We start from the raw sequence: 13,912 nt of genomic DNA, 5'->3' as shown, positions 1-13,912 counted from the left end.
AACGGAATTTAATATAGTCGTATGCAAGATAAATGGTATAATGGTTGTAATTTATTTGGAGGTAACGTCATGAGAAATTTAGGTATTTATTTTGGAACATTTGCTCCATGTCATGTGGGGCACTTTGAACAAATTGTGAGAGCGAAGCGTGAAAATGAACATGCATTAGTGATTGTCTCAGGTTATGAAGGAGATCGTGGTGATAAAGCGGGAATGAGTTTAGTCAACCGTGTTAAAGCGATGCGTGAATTGTTACGTGATGATGAGAATGTAACGGTTTGTACATTAGATGAGTCGAATATACCTAGATATCCAGATGGATGGGATGCTTGGCTAGAAATGTTGCAAGTAGTTATTGAACAAAATGTAGCAGAATTTCAATTAAAACTTGAAACGCCAACATTTTATGTGGGTGAAGAAGAATACATTCAACCGTTACAAGATTACTTCAAAAAAGTGTGGACAAATAGCGATGTCGTTATTACTAAAGTTGATCGTAGAATTACAGGGATTTCAGGAACAAGTATTCGTGAAAATCCAATTTACAACTGGGACTTTGTAACACGTCCATTTAGAAGATTTTTCGTAAAAAATGTATTAATTATCGGTACAGCAAGTACTGGTAAAACAACATTAACACGTGACTTAGCTAGAAGGTATTCAACAAGTTATTCGTTAGAATATTCAAGAGAATACCAACAAACACGCCAAGTTCGAGATGATGAGTTGGATATTAAAGATTTACATGCAATTGGCATAGGTCAATTTGAATTGAATAGAAAACACATTCATTCACCAGGGACAAGAAAAGTCTTCTTTGCAGATACAGATGTCATGACTACGAAGTTATATACAAAACTATATCAATCAAAAGAAGATTACGAAAAAATCGCACCTGTATTTGATTACTATATCTCACTACAAAACTGGGCGTTAATCTTAGTATTACCACCAACAACGAAATATGTGGATGATGGCTTTAGAGATATGAGTATGGCAGATATTGAATCACGTCAAAAAATGCACCAAATGTTTTTAGATGAAATCAAATACCATGGATTAGAAGATCGAATGGTTGTATTAAAAGGAGAAAGCTTCCAAGAGAAATATGAAGAAGCACACCGATTAGTCGATGAAATCTTAGCAGATGGAAAAGATAATTAATTAAAAATAAAATCAATCACAAAGGGGAAAACAATGTTTCTAATTAAGGATTTTAAGGGGGTTACACCTTATGAAAAAATATTTTTCGGCTTATTTATGGCCGTTCAAATAGCAATTTTAATATATTTTCAAATTGTAGATGGTAAAACAGACTGGTTGAATGTCATTGCAAGTGTTTCAGGTATTTTATGTGTAATCATGAGTGCAAAAGGACGATTAAGTACATTCTTCTATGGTATTATCCAAGTCTTATCATACGGATATATTTGTTTGCATAAACAATATTATGGTGAAGTTGGTCTACAAATTGTATTCGGTATTTTCCAATTTATCGGTTTATACACATGGATTAGAAATATGCATATTGCGAATGAAATGAAAAAGACAGAAGAAGTGGATACAAAAGGACTTAAAATAAATCAGTGGGCAATTACAGGCGTGATTACTGTCATTGTTTACGTTGCTGGATCTTATTATTTACAAAAGTTTGGTTCGAAACAACCTTGGGTAGATGGTATGAGTGTGGCATTAAGTTTAGTAGGTCAAACATTAATGACTTTAAGATTTAAAGAACAATGGTTCTTCTGGATTGCAGTTAATGTCGTTTCAATTACACTTTGGGTACGTGGTATGATTCTTGCTGGTGGCATTGATGCTACAGGTGTGACAATGGCATTCATGTGGATTGGATTCTTAATCAATAGTGTTTATGGCTATTTCTATTGGAAGAAACTTCAACACGTTTCAGCTTAGGACATTTGTCCTAGGCTTTTTTTGTTAAGGAATTGTAAATTTCATAGGTAAATCTTTATAGAAACTTTACATCTAGCGATTCATTAAGGTGTTAAAATGAAGTATAACGATTTATCAATGAAGAGGTGTCTATATGTTTAATGATTTAGCTTTTAGAATTTTTGGAGATGCGCTTGATCCTTTTTATCAGTTATTTGTTTTTGAACCGATTTTAATTACGGTGATTGCAGTGATTTTATCAATGATTTTAAAGAAATCATGGATTGTACCTGTATTCGTAATCGTAATTAATTTAATTGATGTCACTTTATATTCAATGTACTTACACGGTGCAGAAGGTATGGGTGCTATTATAATGGATATTTTCCCATTATTCTTTGCTAAGTTTTTCTCAATGTTCTATGAACTTGTATTAAGTTATTTAATCGTAAAATCACCATTTATGCATAATAAATTCGGTATCGCTTAAGATACCGAATTTTTTTATTGATGTATTTGTTTGTATACTTGTGCTTTTTCTTTATATTCTTTTTGTATTCTTTCCATGTCTTTATAATCTTCTTCAGTCAATTCACGTACAACTTTTGCTGGTCTTCCTAGTGCTAATGTTCTTGGTGGTATTTTCTTACCAGGTGTCACCAGTGATCCTGCTCCGACAAATGCAAATTCTCCGATTTCAGCACCATCTAAAATGGTTGAGTCCATACCTACAAGTGCATTCTTTCTGATAATACTTGAATGTAAAGTCACACGATGACCAATTGTAACGTTGTCTTCAATGATGAGTGGTGCATTTGGTGACTGGTGTAAACAGCATAAGTCTTGTACATTGCTGTTTTGTCCAATCGTTACAGGACTGACATCGCCACGAATGACCGTGCCATACCAAACACTTGCATTCTCAGCAATTGTCACATCTCCTGTAATCACTGCATTTGGTGCAATAAATGCACTTTCATGTATTTTTGGTGTATCCCCTTTGTAATTTACAATCATTGATAGCCTCCTAAATAAAAATTATTTGTTATAATGATACTAACATAATTTATATTTTGACGAGGAGTACTTTGTATGTGGAAATGGGAAACTGAAAAAAATCCTAAAGGTGTTGTCGTGATTATTCATAATATATTAGAACATCACGGTAGATATGCTTGGATTATTACAAGATTACGTAGAGATGGCTATCATGTCGTTATGGGTGATTTACCTGGTCAAGGCCAAACTTCTCGAGTAAATAAGGGTCACATCGATAACTTTAATCAATATCAAGAAACGGTATTGGAATGGATTGAATTTGCTGAAGAATATCATTTACCAGTATTTTTGTTAGGCGTTGGACTTGGTGGATTAATCGCCACAAGTTTATTGGAAGAAGTTAATTTAAGATTAGAAGGATTAATTTTAATTTCTCCATTATACGGCTTCCAAAATTCAGTCAATACACGTAAGAACTTCTTGGCTAGTGGTTTAAGTTCGATTTCAAAAGATGCAAAGTTTGATATGAATATTCCTATTGAAGACTTAACACAAGATGAAACAGTGATTAAAGATACAAAGACGGATGCATTGATGGTTCATAAAGTGTCGTTTAATTGGTATAAATCAATTATTGAAGAAATGAAATCGACAATGGAGAATATTTCAAAAATGAAAAATGTGCCTATTTTATTGATGTATAGTGATGCAGATAAATTGGCAGATGTAGATCAAATTAAAGCATTTAAAGATGAAGTTGTAACGGACGAATTATATGTGAAGAATTGGAAAACACTTTATCATGAATTACAAAATGAACCAGAAAGGGACAATGTCCTTTATTATATTGAATCATTTATGAATAACCGATTAAATTATGTAGGATTAGTAACAAACGATAAAAAGTAATATTACTTTTTATCGTTTCTCTATCCCTATAATAAATGGTGGGTTATTTTTTTGATTGATAAAGCCGTATTGTAAGACATGTGCTTCTTGTTGGTCGATTTGTTTTACGTATTGCATGACTTCATCTCGTTCTATTTGTCCTTCAGGGTGTCCTGGGTATATGACTAATATAATGATGCCTTTTGGTACAAGTAGGCTGAATATATCTTTGATTGCTTTTATAGTTGTTTCTGGGGTTGTTACGATGGATTTATCTCCTTTAGGTAAGTATCCTAAATTAAATACTGCAACACTTACTGGGTCATGAACATGATTTAATACATGTTCATGACCTTGTTGTATGACTTTAACATGGTCAAAGTCTTTTACTTTTTCAAGTGTATTATTAATCGCCGTTGTTTGTATATCAAAGGCATAGATGGTCTCGTTTTGTGTGGTATTTTGACACATGAATAACGTGTCATTGCCGTTGCCACATGTTGCATCGATTAAAGCGGTATTTGGTTGTATGTGCGTAAGTATGAGTGTTCTACAAAATGGTAAGATGCCTTCAACAATCATGATTGTACCTCGTATTTAGAACCTTGGAATGTACCACGTCTTTTGAGTTCATCATCAATCCCATTTAACACTTCCCATTTATTCACACTCCACATTGGTCCGATCATTAAATCAATTGGGCCATCACCAGTAATTCGATGTATGATCATTTCAGGTGGTAACACTTCTAATTGATCCGCAACTAAGTTAATATAATCTTCTTGTGACATGAATTCAAGCATACCTTTTTCATATTGTTTCACCATTGGTGTACCTTTTAATAGGTGAAGTAAATGGATTTTAATTCCTTGAACATCCATTTGAGCAACGGTCTTAGCTGTTTCCATCATCATGTCATAATCTTCACCCGGTAATCCGTTAATGATATGTGTGACAATTTGGATATTATGTTTGCGTAATTTTTGAATGCCTTCATAATAACAAGCCATATCATGTGCACGGTTGATTAAATCAGATGTCTTTTGGTGCACAGTTTGTAATCCAAGTTCTACAATTAAAAATGTTCTTTCATTTAATTCTGCTAAATACTCAACAACATCATCTGGTAAACAATCTGGTCTTGTTGCAATGGATAAACCAACCACACCAGGTTGTGCGAGTGCTGCTTCATATTTTTCTTTTAAAACGGTAAGCGGTGCATGTGTATTCGTATAAGCTTGGAAGTAGGCGATATATTGTCCTTCAGCCCATTTTTCATGCATTTTATTTTTTATCTTTTCAAATTGAACAGGAATCGGATCAACACGTCTTCCTGCAAAGTCGCCGCTACCAGCTGCTGAACAAAATGTACAACCGCCATGAGCAACCGTGCCATCACGGTTCGGACAATCAAATCCGCCTTCTAGTGCGACTTTAAAAATCTTTTGTCCGAATCGATTGCGTAAATAGTAATTCCATGTATGGTATCGTTTATTATCAAACGCGTATTTAAATTGTGTCATTATTATCCCTCTTTCTTAACATTAGGATTTTAACATAAATATTGAAAATTAGGTCAAAAAAGCGTACGATTTTATAGATTGGAGGTAGAAAATATGAAAATGCCTAAATTGGTTTGGTTTTTAGTTATTGGTATGGCTGTAAACGTAACTGGTTCTAGTTTTATCTGGCCTTTAAATACGATTTATATGCATAATGAACTTGGTAAAAGTTTAGCCGTTGCGGGTATAGTCTTAATGATCAATAGTTTTGCCTCTGTACTTGGAAATTTAATCGGTGGCAATTTATTTGATAAATTTGGCGGATATAAATCGATTATGCTGGGCATCATCATCTCATTAATTGCGGATGTTGGACTTGTATTGATGCATGGTTGGCCCTGGTACCCTGTGTGGTTAGTGCTTTTAGGATTTGGCGCGGGTATTGTGTTCCCTTCGATTTATGCAATGGCAGGAACTGCATGGCCTCAAGGAGGACGAAAAACGTTTAATGCCATTTATTTGGCACAAAATATTGGTGTTGCACTTGGTGCATCATTAGGTGGATTTATCGCAGAAATTGATTTTGGGCTTATTTTTTTAGTGAATTTAATGTTTTATGTTGTATTTTTCTTTATCGCGATATTTGGTTACCGTACAAGTCAACATGGTATTAGTGGTAGTAATGTGATGAAAGATGTTCATAAAATTAAAGATCGTACGAAGTTTAATGCGTTGTTAACTGTATGTGTGACGTATTGTTTATGTTGGATTGCTTATGTTCAGTGGCAAACAACCATTGCGACACAAACTCAAGGTTTAGACATCAGTTTAAAACAATACAGTTTATTATGGTCAATTAATGGCTTATTTATTTTATTAGGGCAGCCATTAATTGCACCGATTATTAATAAATTTCAAGATAAGATTAAATTGCAAATCGCAATTGGTTTAATCATCTTTTTAAGTTCATTTTTAATTACAAGTTTCGCTCAAACATACAGTATGTTTGTTGTGGGTATGTTGATATTAACAATTGGTGAAATGTTTATATGGCCAGCGATTCCTACAATTGCGAACAATTTAGCACCTAAAGGTCGTACAGGTGTTTATCAAGGGATTGTCAATTCAACAGCAACTTTAGGACGCGCAATTGGACCGTTATTAGGCGGTGTGATTGTAGACGTCTTTAGTATTCAAATGATGTATTATTTTATGATGATTTTTATTGTTTTAGGATTTTTCACATTGGTGATTTATGATAGAAAAATAAAAGTTGAAAATTAAAACTTGATTTCTATTTTATAACCCGATATATTATTAATAACAGAGTAGTAGCAAAGCGTTATGTAAAGAGAGTCAGTGGTGGTGCGAACTGATCATAATTAATTGTGAACTTGCTGTGGTATTGAAATGAATATTTAAAGATGCACGTTAAGTGAATTGCGGGTGGTACCGCGGTTGTCTATATAGACAGTCGTCCCTTTTTATTGGGATGACTGTCTTTTTATTTTAAGGAGGAGATATTATGAGTTTTAATCATCAAACGATTGAAAAGAAATGGCAAACGTATTGGCAAGACAATAAAACATTTAAAACATTAGAATCATCGGATAAACCAAAATTTTTCGCACTTGATATGTTCCCATATCCATCAGGAGCAGGGCTTCACGTAGGACATCCAGAAGGCTATACTGCAACAGATATCGTATCTCGATTTAAACGCATGCAAGGATACAATGTGTTACATCCAATGGGGTGGGATGCATTTGGTTTACCAGCTGAACAATATGCAATCGATACAGGTAATGATCCTGCAGAATTTACAAAGAAAAATATCGCAACATTTAAACGTCAAATTCAAGAACTTGGTTTCAGTTATGATTGGGACCGTGAAGTAAATACGACAGATCCAGAATATTATAAATGGACACAATGGATCTTCATCCAACTTTATAAAAAAGGTTTAGCATATGTGGATGAAGTGGCTGTAAACTGGTGTCCTGCACTCGGTACAGTACTTTCAAATGAAGAGGTCGTTGACGGCGTTTCTGAACGTGGTGGACACCCAGTCATTCGTAAACCGATGCGTCAATGGGTATTAAAAATTACTGAATATGCAGACCGTTTATTAGAAGATTTAGATGACTTAGATTGGCCTGAATCTTTAAAAGACATGCAACGTAACTGGATTGGTAAATCAGAAGGTGCTGAAGTTGAATTTAAAGTGAAAGATCAAGATGCATCTTTTAAAGTATTTACAACGCGTCCAGATACAATTTTCGGTGCAACTTATGCCGTGCTTTCACCAGAACATGCTTTAGTTGAACAAATTACAACTGAAGAACAACGTGAAGCGGTTACGAATTACCAAGAACAAGCCAGTCGCAAGTCTGATTTAGAAAGAACAGATCTTGCTAAAGATAAAACGGGTGTATTTACTGGAAGCTATGCGGTTAATCCATTTACAGATGAATTAATGCCAATTTGGATTTCAGATTATGTATTAGCATCATATGGTACAGGTGCCATTATGGCGGTACCTGCACATGATGAACGTGACTATGAATTCGCTAAACAATTTGGCTTAGAAATTAAAGCGGTATTAGAAGGCGGAGACATTGAAAAAGAAGCGTTCACTGGTGACGGTGTACACATTAACTCTGGTGAATTAGACGGTTTAAATAAAGAAGAGGGTATTCAGCGCGCCATTGAAATGCTTGAAGCAAAAGGCATTGGTGAGAAAAAAATCTCATACAAATTACGTGACTGGTTATTCTCTCGTCAACGTTATTGGGGTGAACCAATTCCAGTAATCATTTGGGAAGATGGTTCAATGACAACGGTTCCTGAAGAAGAGTTACCATTAATGTTACCAAAAACAGATAAAATTATGCCTTCAGGTACAGGTGAATCACCACTTGCAAATATTGATGAATTTATTAACGTTGTTGATCCTGTTACGGGAATGAAAGGTCGTCGTGAAACGAACACAATGCCACAATGGGCAGGTTCATGTTGGTATTATTTAAGATATATTGATCCACATAATACGGACGAGTTAGCAGATCCTGAGAAGTTAAAATACTGGTTACCAGTTGACTTGTACATTGGTGGGGCAGAGCATGCAGTACTTCACTTATTATATGCACGTTTCTGGCATAAAGTACTTTATGATTTAGGCGTTGTACCGACGAAAGAACCATTCCAAAAGTTATTTAACCAAGGGATGATTTTAGGTGAAGGTAACGAAAAAATGAGTAAATCAAAAGGGAATGTCGTAAACCCTGACGATGTCGTTGCAAGTCACGGTGCAGATACATTACGTTTATATGAAATGTTTATGGGACCTTTAGATGCATCGATTGCATGGAGTACAAATGGCTTAGACGGTGCAAGACGTTTCTTAGACCGTGTATATCGTGCATTTGTTACAGAAGAAGGTACACTTGCAGCGAAAGTAGTTGATGCTGCGACACCAGAATTAGAAAAAGTGTATCACCAAACGGTGAAGAAAGTAACAGAAGACTATAATACATTAGGTTTCAATACTGCAATTTCACAAATGATGGTATTCATCAATGAAGTATATAAACAAGATCAAGTCAGTCGTGAATATGTAGAAGGATTTGTGAAATTATTATCACCAATCGCACCACACATTACTGAAGAAATTTGGTCAATTTTAGGTCATAGTGACACTATTACATACGAAGCATGGCCAACATTTGATGCTTCAAAATTAGAAGATAGCGAAGTTGAAATTGTTATCCAAGTGAACGGTAAATTAAAATTAAAAGCGAAAGTAGCAAAAGATACTTCAAAAGATGATTTAGAAGCATTTGCATTAAGCCAAGAAGCCATTCAAACCGCAATTGAAGGTAAAACAGTACGTAAAGTGATTGCAGTCCCGAATAAACTTGTCAACATTGTTGCAAACTAATGGAACAAATCAGTGCAAAAGTTTTACTAGAAAAAATTGCGAATGGCGAGCAATTAAATATTATTGATATAAGAGAACACGAAGAAGTACAATTTGGAAAGTTGGCAATGGCAACACATATCCCAATGAACGAAATACCAGATCATATGCATGAATTTAAAGTAGATGAAACATACTATATTGTTTGTGCACATGGGGTGAGAAGTGAACGTGTCACAGAATATTTGCTAGAACATGACTTTAAAGCAGTCAATGTAACAGGTGGCATGGCAGAAATTATGTAAAAAATAACCGAAAGCAATGATAAATCATTCTAAGATTTATCGTTGCTTTCGGTTTTTTTGAATTGATTTATTATCTACACTGCATACCAGCAACATAACCTGTCACTAATGCACTAGTAATATTGTATCCACCCGTATATCCATGAATATCTAATACTTCACCACAGAAAAATAAATTGTCATGAAGTTTAGATCCCATTGTTGCAGGTATGATTTCTTTCACAGAAACACCACCACCAGTGACAAATGCTTTCTCAATTGATAATGTACCATTTACCGTAAATGTAAAATGCTTAAGTAAATGAATAAATTGATCTAATGCTTCTTTCTTTAAGTGATGGCCATTTTCTTCTAAATTAATGTTTGATTGTTCTAAAAGAAAGTGTAGAAAACGTTCGTGTACGAGGCCTTTTAAGCTGTTTTTTATCGCTTTATCTTTAGCGTCATTAATCATTTTTTGTACGCGTTGTGTTAGTTGTCCAACTGATAAATCAGGAAACACATCAATCATCATTTTTATTTCTTTTTGCTTTTGGCGTTTCTGTTCATGATAAACAAATTGAGAACATCTTAAAGCTGCAGGTCCAGATATACCAAAGTGTGTGAATAACATATCCATTTGATGTGTAATACTCGGTTTACCATTTTTTCTTAACACGCTTAATGCAATGTTTTGTAAGCTTAAGCCTTGTAATATTTTAGATTTAACAAAGGGTTCGTTTGAAGTAATGGGTACTTCTGTTGGAAATAATTCTGTAATGGTATGTCCAGCTTGTGTTGCAAATGTATAACCGTCTCCTGTTGAACCTGTATGAGGTACAGATTTACCACCTGTTGCGATAATAACATGATTGGCTTCAATCTTAACGCCTTCAGATAGAATGACACCTTTTATAGTATTATCTTCTATCCATAAAGAAGTGACTTTTGTTGTTGTTTTTACTTCAACTTGATTTTTAATGAGTTGTTCTTTTAATGCATTCACCACATCTTTAGCATTATTAGATTTTGGAAACATACGACCATGGTCTTCTTCTTTTAATGCAACGCCTAAATTTTCGAAATATCGAATAATACTATAGTTATCGAATGTGTTGAAAGCAGAGTATAAGAATTTGCCATTACCAGGGATATGTTTAATGAGTTCATCATGAGATACGTTATTGGTTACATTACATCGGCCGCCACCTGATATTTGAAGTTTTCTTCCTAACTGGTCTTTTTTATCGATAAGTAATACTTTTTTGTTATTTTCACTAGCACTGATTGCAGCCATTAGACCACTTGGTCCACCGCCGATTACGATTGTTTCGTACATAAAATCACCTCTAGTTGATTATATACGAAATTGAGTTTGTCGTTAAGTTATGAATAAAAGTAGTACAATCACACTAAAGATGATATGATATTCATTAGCAAAATTTAAGAAGTTAGGGATGAAAAATATGTCAGAAACAAAAGATACTTTAGTTAGAAGTACTTTTATTTTAACTGCAAGTATTTTTATAACGAAGATTCTAGGGATTTTATACATTATTCCGTTTTACGCAATTATTGGTGGAGAGGAAAATTTATCTCCTTATAATATGGCTTATCCACCATATGTTGTTATGCTGACGATTGCTGGCGCAGGGGTTCCACTTGCCGTTGCGAAATACGTCGCCAAATACAATGCACTCGGTGCATATAAAATAAGTCACAAGCTGTATCGCTCATCACTTGTCGTCATGGGGATTAGTGGTTTACTTGGTTTTATAGTGCTTTATTTCTTATCACCTTCGATTGCAAGTGCGACTTTAGCAAGTCCTAAAGCAGGTGAGTTAGGAGAATGGACTGTACCACAAATTACTGAAATTATACGAGTATTATCATTTGCGGTTATTTTTATTCCGTTTTTAGCTACATTCCGTGGTATATTTCAAGGTTATGATTCAATGGGACCGACTGCAGTATCAACAGTGATTGAACAAGTTGCGCGTATTGCATTTTTATTAGGCGGTACATTTTTAGTATTAAAAGTGATTGATCCAAAAAAAGTGTTACTCGCAAATGAAATTGCCACTTTCGCAGCAGCTGTTGGTGCAATTGCAGCCATTTTAACACTTGCTTATTATTGGAGAAAAAGAAAACCACATATCGATAAAATGGTAGAATCTGATGAAACTGGTATGGATGTTTCATACCGTTCAATGTACAAAGAAATTTTATTGTATAGTATTCCATTTGTTATTGTGAGTTTATGTATTCCATTGTTTTCTACGATTGATCAATTTACACACAATAAAGGGTTAGATATTGCTGGTGTTGCTGTAAGTAAACATAATATGCTATTAACAATCTTAAATACAACAACAAATAAATTGGTAATGATTCCAACAAGTTTAGCTGCTGGATTTGCAATTAGTCTTGTACCAAGTATTGCAAGAACTTATGCAAGAAAAGAAACAAAATTAATGCATCACCAAATCAAACAAACTTTCGGTGTATTATTGTTTTTAACAGTGCCAGCTTCTTTAGGTATTATGGTACTTGCAACACCGCTTTATACTGTGTTTTATAGCTATAATGCTGAAGCAAGTCAAATATTATTCTTTTATGCTCCAGTTAGTATATTAATTGCTTTATTATCTGTTACAGCTGCAATATTACAAGGTATTGATAAGCAATCATTGACTGTATGGATTGTTATTGGAGCATTGTTTATTAAAGCGATCATTAACTTACCATTAATTATTGTATTCCATACGAATGGTGCGGTTTTAGGTACAGCAATTGCATTATTGTTTGCAATCATTTGTAATATGTTGGTTATTAAAAAGTATGCAGGATTCCAATACAGACAAACGTTACGACATATTTTATATATCACGTTATATAGTTTGCTAATGCTTGTTTCTGTTGAAATTGTTTATGCTTTAATGAGTTTCTTCTTAAATTCAGGTCGAAAATTAGATGCACTGATTATTGTAATGGTAAGTGCATTCGTAGGTGGTCTCGTTTATGCTGCATTATCAATGAAATCACGTCTTGCTGATGAGTTTTTAGGCGATCGTGTACAAAGTATTAGGAATAAATTAGTAAGATGAGAATAGATAAATTTCTATCGAATCATGGTATTGGTTCAAGAAAAGACGTTAAAGCATTAATAAAAAAGAAACAAGTGACGGTTAATGATATCGTTATTAAAAAAAGCGACATGCATATTGATGAAAATGTAGATGTGGTTAAAGTCAATGATCAAGTGATAAAGCATCAACCATTTGTTTATATTATGTTACATAAGCCACAAGGTGTTGTTTCAGCAACGGAAGATCGAGATCAAACGGTCATTGATTTAATTCAAGGGTATGAGCATTATGACTTACATCCTGTTGGACGTCTTGATAAAAATACAGAAGGACTTTTAATTCTAACTAACGATGGTCAATTTACACATAATGTTTTAAGTCCAAAAAAACATGTCGATAAAACATATATTGCGACAATTGATGGTATTGTTACCGATAAAACAATTGAGCAGTTTAAAGTGGGTGTTACGTTAGATGATGGTTATGAAACGATGCCTGCAATGTTAAAAATTTTATCAACAGGTGAAACAACATCACAAATTGAAATTATTATCCAAGAAGGCAAGTTTCATCAGATAAAACGAATGTTCATTGCAGTGGGTATGAAAGTAACGTATTTAAAAAGAACGCATATGGGGCAATTGGCACTAGATCCTTCCTTAGCACTTGGTGAGTATCGATTACTTACTGATGAGGAGTTAAAACTTGTCACTCAAAATAGTACATCCTAATCAAGGGTGTACTATTTTTTTAATTTTTTTGAAAATTTTTATCATATTATTTGTTTAATGATGTTTCATACGGGTATGATATAACTATAAATCAAATAAAGAGGTGTTTTAAATGGCTAAAAAAGCAGGTTTATTAAGAGCAGCATTAGTAATTGGAGGAACTGCAATCGCAGCAATTCTTTCTAAAAAAGAAAATCGTGACTTAGTATTAAATGAGTATAACAAAGCGAAAGAAGATCCAAATGCTTATAAAGAAAGTGTAAAACAAAAAGCACAAGGATTAACTGAGCAAGCGAAACAAGAATATGCAAAAGCGAAAGAAGATCCAAATGCATATAAAGAAAACTTAACTTCTAAAGTGCAAGAAAAAGCTGCACCTTACAAAGAAAAGTTAAATGAAAAAGCTGCACCATATAAAGAAAAATTCTCTAAAAATGGTGAAGTTCAAGTCGAAGAACAAAAACAAACGTTTGACGACGAAGGTGGCGCAAACAACATTCATGTTGTAACGGACACTAACAATGATGTAACATCGAAATAATTGAATATATTTCAAAAAATAAAGTGCTCATAATGAGCGCTTTATTTTTTGTTTCAATATTTT

The 13,912-nt window shown here is 33.9% G+C and carries 14 protein-coding genes; 10 read left to right on the top strand and 4 right to left on the bottom strand.

Annotated features, from left to right (window positions below):
* Nucleotides 1-69 precede the first annotated feature (69 nt).
* The 3 genes from ER639_RS06335 to ER639_RS06325 all read left to right on the top strand — a co-directional run bounded on the left by ER639_RS06335 (nt 70) and on the right by ER639_RS06325 (nt 2,386).
* Nucleotides 70-1,164, top strand: coding sequence for an AAA family ATPase (locus ER639_RS06335; protein WP_129064930.1), 1,095 nt, complete (start codon nt 70-72; stop codon nt 1,162-1,164).
* Between the two features lie 33 nt (nt 1,165-1,197).
* Nucleotides 1,198-1,917, top strand: coding sequence for a nicotinamide riboside transporter PnuC (gene pnuC, locus ER639_RS06330; protein WP_129064929.1), 720 nt, complete (start codon nt 1,198-1,200; stop codon nt 1,915-1,917).
* A gap of 133 nt (nt 1,918-2,050) precedes the next feature.
* Nucleotides 2,051-2,386, top strand: coding sequence for a hypothetical protein (locus ER639_RS06325; protein WP_129064928.1), 336 nt, complete (start codon nt 2,051-2,053; stop codon nt 2,384-2,386).
* 14 nt (nt 2,387-2,400) lie between these two features.
* Here the strand turns inward: ER639_RS06325 and ER639_RS06320 are convergent, their stop codons facing one another.
* Nucleotides 2,401-2,913, bottom strand: coding sequence for a gamma carbonic anhydrase (locus tag ER639_RS06320; protein WP_129064927.1), 513 nt, complete (start codon nt 2,911-2,913; stop codon nt 2,401-2,403).
* A 75-nt stretch (nt 2,914-2,988) separates the two neighbouring features.
* On the opposite strand from ER639_RS06320, the gene ER639_RS06315 reads away from it, so the two are divergent.
* Nucleotides 2,989-3,804 (top strand): alpha/beta fold hydrolase, encoded by an 816-nt coding sequence (locus ER639_RS06315; protein ID WP_129064926.1) that lies wholly within the window; start codon nt 2,989-2,991, stop codon nt 3,802-3,804.
* Nucleotides 3,805-3,813: 9 nt separating this feature from the next.
* On the opposite strand, the gene mnmM is transcribed toward ER639_RS06315, so the two are convergent.
* Both mnmM and mnmL read right to left on the bottom strand, forming a co-directional pair.
* Entirely contained in the window at nt 3,814-4,365 is a 552-nt protein-coding gene (gene mnmM, locus ER639_RS06310) for a tRNA 5-(aminomethyl)-2-thiouridylate-methyltransferase MnmM (protein WP_129064925.1), read from the bottom strand.
* Nucleotides 4,362-5,306, bottom strand: a complete 945-nt coding sequence (mnmL, locus tag ER639_RS06305) for a tRNA modification radical SAM protein MnmL/YtqA (RefSeq protein ID WP_129064924.1) — start codon at nt 5,304-5,306, stop codon at nt 4,362-4,364. Before mnmL ends, mnmM begins: the two co-directional genes overlap by 4 nt.
* Nucleotides 5,307-5,399: 93 nt before the next feature.
* Between mnmL and ER639_RS06300 the strand changes: the two genes are divergently transcribed.
* The 3 genes from ER639_RS06300 to ER639_RS06290 all read left to right on the top strand — a co-directional run bounded on the left by ER639_RS06300 (nt 5,400) and on the right by ER639_RS06290 (nt 9,509).
* On the top strand, nt 5,400-6,569 hold the full coding sequence (locus ER639_RS06300) for an MDR family MFS transporter (RefSeq protein WP_129064923.1): 1,170 nt from the start codon (nt 5,400-5,402) through the stop codon (nt 6,567-6,569).
* A gap of 241 nt (nt 6,570-6,810) precedes the next feature.
* Nucleotides 6,811-9,225, top strand: a complete 2,415-nt coding sequence (gene leuS / locus ER639_RS06295; protein WP_129064922.1) for a leucine--tRNA ligase — start codon at nt 6,811-6,813, stop codon at nt 9,223-9,225.
* The gene (locus ER639_RS06290) at nt 9,225-9,509 is read left to right on the top strand and encodes a rhodanese-like domain-containing protein (protein WP_129064921.1); all 285 of its coding nucleotides are present in this window, start codon (nt 9,225-9,227) and stop codon (nt 9,507-9,509) included. The genes leuS and ER639_RS06290 overlap by 1 nt, the downstream gene beginning before the upstream one ends.
* 70 nt (nt 9,510-9,579) lie before the next feature.
* Here the strand turns inward: ER639_RS06290 and ER639_RS06285 are convergent, their stop codons facing one another.
* Complete coding sequence (locus tag ER639_RS06285; protein ID WP_129064920.1) at nt 9,580-10,827, bottom strand: BaiN/RdsA family NAD(P)/FAD-dependent oxidoreductase; 1,248 nt, start codon at nt 10,825-10,827, stop codon at nt 9,580-9,582.
* Between the two features lie 127 nt (nt 10,828-10,954).
* Between ER639_RS06285 and ER639_RS06280 the strand changes: the two genes are divergently transcribed.
* The 3 genes from ER639_RS06280 to ER639_RS06270 all read left to right on the top strand — a co-directional run bounded on the left by ER639_RS06280 (nt 10,955) and on the right by ER639_RS06270 (nt 13,849).
* Entirely contained in the window at nt 10,955-12,595 is a 1,641-nt protein-coding gene (locus ER639_RS06280; protein WP_129064919.1) for a putative polysaccharide biosynthesis protein, read from the top strand.
* Complete coding sequence (locus tag ER639_RS06275) at nt 12,592-13,308, top strand: pseudouridine synthase (protein ID WP_129064918.1); 717 nt, start codon at nt 12,592-12,594, stop codon at nt 13,306-13,308. Before ER639_RS06280 ends, ER639_RS06275 begins: the two co-directional genes overlap by 4 nt.
* A gap of 112 nt (nt 13,309-13,420) precedes the next feature.
* Nucleotides 13,421-13,849 carry a YtxH domain-containing protein gene (locus ER639_RS06270; RefSeq protein WP_129064917.1) on the top strand — a complete coding sequence of 143 codons (429 nt, stop codon included), beginning with the start codon at nt 13,421-13,423 and terminating at the stop codon, nt 13,847-13,849.
* Nucleotides 13,850-13,912: the final 63 nt, after the last annotated feature.

Source organism: Macrococcus sp. DPC7161 (assembly GCF_004117835.1).
Taxonomy (GTDB): Bacteria; Bacillota; Bacilli; order Staphylococcales; family Staphylococcaceae; genus SDSC01.
Note: the sequence above shows the minus strand (reverse complement) of the source record. Positions and strands in the feature narration are given on the sequence as shown.